Source organism: Poseidonocella sp. HB161398, from assembly GCF_005870025.1.
In the GTDB taxonomy this organism is placed as follows: Bacteria; Pseudomonadota; Alphaproteobacteria; order Rhodobacterales; family Rhodobacteraceae; genus Mangrovicoccus.
This window is the reverse complement of record NZ_VATA01000124.1, coordinates 1-8,899: the sequence shown is the minus strand read 5'-3', so window position 1 is coordinate 8,899 and position 8,899 is coordinate 1. Positions and strand designations below refer to the sequence as shown.

Sequence of the window (8,899 nt, the reverse complement as noted above, 5' to 3'; positions counted from 1 at the left end):
TCGCTCAACCAGAAAAGATCAGACATGGTCACCGCTCGTTTTCGAGCGGTGAATCACGAGCGCCCAACCAAATCAATGGGTCCTGAGCCTAGGTATTTGAATTGGGCAGAAGGTAGTCCCAGTAGCCCTTACAGTTAGGCACAAACGGAAAAGCAGTCTTGCTGGTAGCGCGCGGATCTCTACTCAGTCCTGCGTTCATCTTTCTGCGGATATGGGCCAGTCATAATCCCTTGCAGAATACAGCTTGAGGCTTTCTCGGATCGGCCGGGACCAGGCGTGCCCTGCGCCTGCCCCAAATGTCGGCTGTGGGCCGGACGCGTGGCGCCCCCAACTTCTGTGGTTGCCACCGGCTGCAAACTGCGCTCTTCGCCAGTAGGTGCGGCCACGATGAGCGGCCGGACTAGGTTGGCGCGTCCAGATCGGCGCCCACCAAGCTCCGCCCGCCGCGACCGACCGCTTTCGCAGGTCAACCGCTCGGGTTCCGCCGCGGCGCCGCAAGTCCACTTCTTCTAGCCGGTCGCAACCAGCCCACCCCACCACGGCGCCGTCACGTCCGGCTGCAATGGGCTGGATCGGGCCCCTCCCCTCTGCCAGAGTCATTAGTGCCAGCCGTAAATTTGAAACTGTGACAGAAGGCGGGCGGAATAGGGTGGAGGTTACCTATTGAGCTAAGGTACAAACTTTTCGACCGGCCTTTCTATTATGTATATACCATTATGCATCTGATGAGTACAAACTTTTCTTTCGATCCTCAAATCCATCACCGCAATATCAATGACTTACGTTCTGTTCAGGTACAAACTTTATTCTCGCGCCACATCTTGTTGATCAGTGATAAAACAGATCGTACCCCGATAAAACAGAATGTACGTCATTTATACAGACTGTACCTGAATTTCATGCTATAGTTGCCGGGTCGTGGATTTCACTGTTGGGTGGATGGATGCCAAGACCGCGCAAGGGCAACTTTGATGAGAATACTATCGCTCGCTTCGTCGAGAACGGGCGCGGACAGGGTCACGGCAGCACATACCAGCCTTGGCTGACAGTTAATGATGCAAGCTCTAGTGGGTTAACCTCTCGCCCAACCGGCGCGACCACAGGGCGAACGCATCATTTACTTTCCAAACTGGAACTACATTATTTCTTGATATGCGACTTTCTGGAAAACGTTACAGATATCAGAGAGCGCTTCCCCCTCTCGCGAGGTGATACCTTGGCTATTGCCGATCAAATGCAAGTCCAGCACCCTACTTACAATGATCGAACCACCCCAATGGTTATGACAACTGACTTCCTCCTAGATACAAGGAACAAGGGAAAAAGGACCCATGCCGCGCGATCAGTGATATACGCCAAGAACCTTGCCAACCCAGAGACCCGAAAGCTCCTCGAAATTGAACGCCGCTATTGGACCGAAAAGAAAGTTGACTGGGGAATAGTTACAGAACGCTCCATACCCAAACACGTAATACTGAACCTCGACTGGATATCTGGCCCAAATAGCATCGCGGGACTATCCGAAACTGAAGCAGAAGCAGACGTTCTGCTCGCGCTTGAAGCAGCAATTCAGGATCAACCAGATAAAAGCATTGGCGAGTTCTGTGCCTGCGAAGATACCAGAAAAAAAAGGAAGGCCGGCTCCACTTTGGGACACATCCGGCACGCGATTTCCGCGAAGCGAATAAGGGCAAATTTCAGAAAAGAGCTATGGAATCCCGCAACAACAATAAGCGTACTTTTCATCCATGACACACTCTAGAGCCGTCACTGTACGAAACTTTTCTCCAAACATTGTCTATTGGAACAGCATGACGAATCAAAAGGAGCGGGTTCTCTGGATCGAGAGCGGCTCCCTCGGTCATGTATCTATTGCCCTCGATTCCAGCGACGCTCTTCCCGAATACGTCGACTCCCCGACAACCCTTGAGCTTCTGGAAAGTGGACAACTTCTGTTGCTCGAGGATCCCTGGGCAAAACCGATAATTGATTCAAGATTGCCGCCAAAATACCTTGCCCGACGAGATGAAGCTTGGAAGATAATTCAACCAATCGTGCTGCAACAGCCATCCACATTCGATCCCGAAATTCGGTCAGCACTGGTAAAGGAAGCCAGCAAGAAACACAAAACATCACGGCAAAGGATATATAGGTTCCTCAGGCGATACTGGCAGCGCGGGATGACGGTGAATGCGCTTCTGCCTGACTACGACAATACGGCACGTCGAGGAGAATCAAAGGTTCCAAAACAGAAGAAACGTGGCAGGCCCGAGATAATCGAAAGCTCGACAGGAAATATTGGAGAAGTGGAGCGAGAACAAATTAAAAACATTGCAACCGAATACTGCACAGATATTCAAGAAGGAAAATTCGCCAAAGCATATGACAAATTGATACGCCAGTACTATGTGAAGTACGAAATCGACCCTGACACTGGACAGCAAGTTGAGGCACTTGTAGCGCCCCAGCCATCTATGGCTCAATTTCGATACTGGATTTCAAAAGACCACCGCCATCTGCTACTTAAATCAGGAAGAGATTACAGGGGCTGCGCAGCTGGAATTCCGAGAAGCAAACTGGGAATATCACAAAAAGGAGTTATCGGCCCAAGTTCAAAATGGCAAATAGATGCGACTATTGCAGATATATACCTTTGCTCCGCCAACGACAGGGATAGATTCGTGGGGCGCCCAACACTTTACTTTGTATCCGATGTATTTAGCTTAATGATAGTCGGCTTTCATGTCAGCTTTGAAAGCGCATCCTGGGTAGGAGCAAGCAGCGCTCTGGTGAATGCCGTCGCCTCGAAGGACCAACAAACACGGCGCCTGAAAATAAAGATAACCGAAGATGAATGGCCAAGCGGGGTCTTGCCAGATGTTCTCCTCGCAGATTGCGGGGAAGTTAAAGGAAAGCAGGCTGAGCTACTGGCAAGGAACTTTGGAATCAGAGTGGAAAATACACCAGCATACCGTCCGGACCTGAAGGGAATTGTAGAGAAGAGATTTGACCTGATACAATCTCGACTAGGTGATTTCTCTCCAGGATACATTCCGAAGGATTACATAAAAAAGAAACGCAAGGGCAGGCCCATCGATGGGCACCTAAATATAGATGAGCTAAAAGATCTCCTGACTTTGCTGATTCTCGAACACAATTGCCGCAGGTCCTTTAAGGACTATCCGCGAACTGCGGATATGATTTCTCAGGGAATAGAACCGATTCCGATAAAACTGTGGCATTGGGGCATTCAAAACAGAACCGGAAATCTAAGACAATTCTCCGCCGAAACGGTTCAACTGAGCTTGCTCCCTGAAAAAGATGCTAGCGTTACCGATCAGGGAATTTATTTCAACCAGTGCTTCTACTCATCTCCTATCTTGGAGACGCAACTCTGGCCGCAAGACGCAAACAAATTTGGCCGCAAAAAAATAAAGGTTTCATACGACCCAAATTGCATGGACACAATATGGGTCCATGGGAAAAGCAGTGCAACCGAATTCATTCCTTGCACGCTCGCCGAGCGGTCTATCGGATGGAAAGGGTTGTCAATGTGGGAAATCGGTCAGCTGCGCTATCTCGAGAGAAAAATCAGAAACAGCCGAAAAGATAGCGATCTACTGGAAAAGATCAAGCTGTCCGACATGGCCGATGACATCGTTTCCGCGGCCAACTACCAATATAGCAAATCCATCCGCCCCGGTGTTTCGAATGCAAAAAGACTTCAGGAAATAAAGGAAAATCGCATCACTGAACGAGAAAGACTCAAGAAGGAGCAATCAATCGCCCGAATCGAATCAAGTACACCCGCTGCGCCAACAAGAAATTCTCCGCATGAGAACGAGCCTGACGATACTCCGAGCGTGAGGGATTTCGAATCTCGATTCCTAGGCGGTGAGGACAATGACTGATCGAAAATATGAACTTCCCGAATATGGAGAGAACGCATTCATTGCCGCGCTTCCTGAAATTCTTTCTGCAGCAGAGGCATTCAGGTTCCTTCGCAATATGCCGAGCTACGATCCTATCGAGCGAACGCTACCACGACATCTTCGTGTTCACTGCCTGATGCGGCTTGACAGATATCTTAATCCAAATGAACGGCATATTTCTCTCGAGAGAACGATCGACGTTACCATCAGACAAGGGTACATTGGAAGAAACCCTAATTCCAAAGAATACTTCAAACGAATCCATAACCACTATGAAAAATGCCGAACAGGAAATATGGATTTCAATGACATACCTATGGAGTCGACAGCCCGAGGAATATCACTGATAGGACTGTCGGGAATGGGGAAAACAAAGAGCGTACAAAGAATTCTGCACAGGTATCCGCAAGTAATTCAACACAGGACGCCCGTAGCACTTGTTCAAGTGCCCTGGATTATTCTGGAGTGCCCTTACAAAGGTTCCCTAAGCCAGCTTTGTTTGAGCTTTTTTGATCAAATGAGCGAGATACTACAAACAAACCTGCGTAAAAGATATCTAAGCGCAAGACCGTCAATCGACCAGCTCGCGAACAGAATGGCTGCTGTCGCCAACTTGTATGCTGTTGGACTTATCGTTATAGATGAACTCCAGCATTTGACTGAGGCCCCCGGCACCGGTCGCAACGAGATGCTAAACTTTCTCGTTAGTCTCGTCAATCGTTGCTCCACCCCAATTATGCTAATTGGCACGCCAAAAGCACTGCCAATCGTGGGCGGCGCGCTTCGTCAAGCAAGAAGAGCCAGCGGCTATGGAAGCACTTTCTGGGACAGAATTGGTCCCGGACCGACCTGGGATCATTTCATTGAAAATCTGTGGCAGTGGCAATGGACAAACGAAATAAACGAACTCACCCCGGAAATTAAAGAGGTTCTACACGACGAGAGTCAGGGAGTCATAGATATTGCGATTAAACTCTATCAACTTGCCCAGATGAGGGCAATCCTCAATTCTGAGATGCTGGACTCGCCGGAAATTATTTCGGCCGAAACACTCCGTCGAACTGCGACTGAGCACCTTGGATTGATAAAGCCCATGATTAGCGCCCTGCGCTCCGGAAGCGTGGAGGCGGAATCTCGATACGAGGACTTGAGAAGTCTGGATATGCAGGTTTCGGCTATTTTGCAATCGGCACTTGGCACTGCGATAGAAGTCAAGGGGGAGGGCACATTCCAGGCTTCGGAAAGGATATCAACGGAGATATCGAAAGAGCTTTCGAAGCGGAAGGAAAGTTCCGATGCCGCTCGAGATTTCATCGAGAACACGCTCGCGAAGGAACCCGGCTACGACCCCGTGAAAGCACTCGAAACGGTCCTTTCAATGCTTAAGGGCGAGCTGAACGGCGCCGGGTCTTTGGAAAATGACTCAGAGAACTGCCAAAGAGCGAGCAGATTGGACATATCGGAACATGATATTCGAGACATTAGAACTAGGAGCGCTGACATCTGCCTGAAAACGCTTGAACAACTGGGATACTTGCGACCGCCCTTTCAGGATGAACTTTTAGAGGGGAGCTCTTTATTCATTGAAAACGAAAGGTAACGCGACCATATGGGCTGTACCGGAAAAACCTAGGAAAATCTTCTTCCTGGGTTCGAAAGAGCAGCGCCTACCTCTGGATGGAAAAATTGTAGAGATCGGCCGATTCGCAAGGGATTCCGAGTTTAACGTCTTTTTCTACATTTACGCGCTAGCGGCAATGAGATTGTCAATCTTTCGAATTCCAATTGAATTTTTTCCATATCTATCGATAGGCGACGTTTACGCCGATGGCTACTGCATTAAAAAAAATGATGGATGCAAGATTGGTTTCGGAATGTGTTCGCTTTCAAGTTTCCAACGCACGACAGACCGCATCATCACCATTGACAAAACAGAATTCTCCGCTCGCGCGGATTTCTCCAAGTTCCGAATGCCTTGTCTCGAATATCGCGCCGGAACCGAACGTATCATCATTCCTTCCATGGAGTTGTGCAGGTTCTTCTTCTTTCCCAACTCGGCCTTGGCCTCCGTAGCTCTCGAGCCGAACGGGATTATGGATTTGTTTATCGAATTTGAGGAATCCGGTCGAACCTCCCTACTCGAGGTGTTTAGCGAGAATGCGATATTTCTCTCTGCAGACGTTCGCCCAGAATTTTGCACTGATTTCTTTCAAAAAATCGTTAGCACCCCCAAGCTCCGATCTTCCTGGGATAGCCTATATCTCAATTTCACGAATGGGTGTGATCTACCCTTGAATATCCCATCAATTTCGCCAATTGCTTTTTCTGCAAAAGTTCTGGTTAGGGAGACCGCAACCTGCGTAACGAGGATTTGCGACTCTCTTGATATCTTGGACACCCATAGGAATTACCGCTTTGACTTCCGGCACAGTGGCGCAACCCAGACACGAAACGTAGAACGTCCATTTCATTCTCGATTCACTTCACGGCCCCCGGATATGGAATGGTTCGTTCGTTCCGGCTCAGCCCCGCTGAAGAAAAAAGGAAGCTACTCGAACCCCAAGAGCAATGCCTTCCATGAATTGCGCCTCCTGTGCAAAAGAATGGAGATTTTTCTTTTGTCTGTGAACTCGATGTTGTCACAGCTTGAACTGAGACATTACCGATTCTTCTATTCAGCCGTTGAGACTCCGCAAGTTGGAGATGACGGAATTGATTCATATTTTGCGGTAGAAATCGCGCCGAAGAACAGGAAGATTTTCTTTTTGATGGGCGTTCATTTTCCCCTCCAGAACAAGATTTCGATAATAACTGGAGAATGCCCTCCGGAAAGAACAAGGGGTGCGATGTTGTATGCATTTCGATCCGTATCCAACATGTTCTACGAAGGCCGCGTCACATGGAAGAAGCTTCTTGAGAGGCTTGCGACGACGTTTCAAGGCATCGAAGTTTTGGATGCGGAAATTGACCTGCAACATCCAGTTAATTCGCAACGCTCAAGGGCGACCCCAGTGTGGTCCGCTTTGCTGACCTCAGAGGCGTCCACCAGATGTGGGATCTCGTTTCCGCCTAAAATCCGATGACTGCGCTTCTAACATACTTTCCCAACTCTCTTCCAGATGAGGTTCTCTACAGCCGAATTTCCAGATATCATCGCCATTGCTGTTCGCCGAGCACGAGGAACAGCGTAAATGAACTTTTTGGAAACCCCTCGGTCCGCTGTTCAATCGACCTTCAGTCAAACCTGAATGCACTGTCTTCAAAGTTACGCTCATTAAGTCCTCAATCCCCAACGTCCCTTTTGCGGGAGACGCTTTTCGGATACATTGCCGCCTTTGTTCCCAAAGTGAACCGTGTAGAGTCCGCTACTTGCCTATTTAAAGGGGAAGCGTCCGGCACTCATGCCAGATTATCTATAGCACCAGGAAAGATAGCTGCGCCATTCCGGCTACGCTGGTGCCCGTATTGCAATTCCAAATCCTTGTCCGAGCATGGTGAGATATACTGGCATCGCACCCATCAACTACCCGGGGTTTTTGTTTGCCCTGATCACTTCTCTGTACTCCTGAATGCTAATCTGCCAAGCACATTTGGAAGTCACAGCCTAGTCGCAGCGTCTAGGGAAACATGCGAAGCTCGCGTTACTCACTCCGAATCTCGCAATCGGCACGTAGATGAAAACCTCGAATCGTACGTATGGCTGGCAAGACGAAGCCAGGACTTGCTCGATAGGAAATTTCATAGCTGGACACATGACAAGTTGCAAAGAGCCTGCGCCCAGGCGCTCGATGCGAAAGGGTTCTGCAGAAAAAGCGGAAGACTGCTGGCTAGAGAATTATTGAAGTACTCTGCCGACCGGCTATTTCCATTTAGAAGCTACATCGAGGATGCGAAGAACGTGGGCTGGGTTGTCGATATCGGCCGCCAGCACCGCAAGATATTTTCTCCAATGCGGTATCTTCTTTTAGAATTCATTTGCAAGGGCGACCGCATGGCTCTTTCCAACCGCCGAACTTCGAAACGTCGTTCGCTTCTTAGAGACGATGCAAGTTTCATTGACAAGCTGAAGAAAGCCGCGAAAACTGAATCAAGTGTCCGTGCAGTTGCCGGGAGACTTCAGGTAGATGCCAAGACTGTGAAAGCGCACGCCAATAGGCTGCAGATAGAGGGGCCGTGGAAACTCGAAACACGCGCGCTCCGCAACGGCAACGAAAAATCTGCAATATTGGAAGAAACGCGCAAGGAATGGAAAAGGTTCATCGAACTCGGATTTACCTGCTCCCAGATTCGGAAGTCAAATCCTGCACTATACTGGCGGCTCTACAGAAATGATCGCAATTGGATGAAGGCTCACTTTCCGCGAAGGCACCAGGCAAGCCCAAAATCGAGAGTGGATTGGCCCGCCTTGGATGATGTGCTTTCTGTGGAGATACTTCGTCGCTCTCAAGAAATAAGATGCCTTTCTCCTCCGGTACGGGTGACATTGGCGGAACTAGAGCGACGGCTGGGAAAAGTGAACTGGCTTAGGCCACGGTTAGGGAAACTTCCAAGGTCCGACAGCGCTGTGAAGGCGGTTCTCGAAACGACCGAGGACTTCCAAATCAGAAGAGTGTGGCATGTGAAACGCATTCTTCGGAAGAACGATACCCCCCTTAAAGCGTGGCGGATCAGGAGAATGGCTGGCCTGAATCCGAACATTTCCGAACGGGTGTTATCTTGTATATCTTCCGAAGCTTAAATTGGCCCTGGAGGCAATCAAGCTCGAACCCGAACAACTTCGGCGAAAGGTCGTCGCCAAGACCAAGGCTGGCAGGTTGTGGATCAGCATCAAACCGTTACCCTGCCCATTCGGCTTGCAACCAGCTGTTTATACAGAGACTTTTCTGCTCGAGCCGGGTCCCGATCGGCGCTGATCAGGACCCGGCTCGAGAATGAAGTTATTACATAAACACCGATAGTTATCCATT

Annotated in this window: 5 protein-coding genes and 1 pseudogene; all 6 read left to right on the top strand. The window is 49.3% G+C overall.

Annotated features, from left to right (window positions below; translation table 11 throughout):
• The first annotated feature begins 931 nt into the window (after window positions 1–931).
• The 6 genes and pseudogenes from FGX59_RS35030 to FGX59_RS39080 all read left to right on the top strand — a co-directional run bounded on the left by FGX59_RS35030 (window position 932) and on the right by FGX59_RS39080 (window position 8,670).
• Window positions 932–1,762 carry a TnsA endonuclease N-terminal domain-containing protein gene (locus tag FGX59_RS35030; protein ID WP_138473146.1) on the top strand — a complete coding sequence of 277 codons (831 nt, stop codon included), beginning with the start codon at window positions 932–934 and terminating at the stop codon, window positions 1,760–1,762.
• Window positions 1,763–1,811: 49 nt separating this feature from the next.
• Window positions 1,812–3,911: a Mu transposase C-terminal domain-containing protein gene (locus FGX59_RS35025; RefSeq protein WP_171060983.1), complete on the top strand. Its 2,100-nt coding sequence runs from the start codon at window positions 1,812–1,814 to the stop codon at window positions 3,909–3,911.
• A complete protein-coding gene (locus FGX59_RS35020) occupies window positions 3,904–5,532 on the top strand; it encodes an ATP-binding protein (RefSeq protein ID WP_138473142.1) in 1,629 nt (542 codons plus the stop codon). The genes FGX59_RS35025 and FGX59_RS35020 overlap by 8 nt, the downstream gene beginning before the upstream one ends.
• Complete coding sequence (locus tag FGX59_RS35015) at window positions 5,516–7,015, top strand: hypothetical protein (RefSeq protein ID WP_138473140.1); 1,500 nt, start codon at window positions 5,516–5,518, stop codon at window positions 7,013–7,015. The genes FGX59_RS35020 and FGX59_RS35015 overlap by 17 nt, the downstream gene beginning before the upstream one ends.
• Window positions 7,012–7,473 (top strand): annotated as a pseudogene (locus FGX59_RS39925) (TniQ family protein); the annotation flags it as partial. The gene FGX59_RS35015 and the pseudogene FGX59_RS39925, both read left to right, overlap by 4 nt.
• 180 nt (window positions 7,474–7,653) lie before the next feature.
• Window positions 7,654–8,670 carry a TnsD family Tn7-like transposition protein gene (locus FGX59_RS39080; protein WP_240722857.1) on the top strand — a complete coding sequence of 339 codons (1,017 nt, stop codon included), beginning with the start codon at window positions 7,654–7,656 and terminating at the stop codon, window positions 8,668–8,670.
• Window positions 8,671–8,899: the final 229 nt, after the last annotated feature.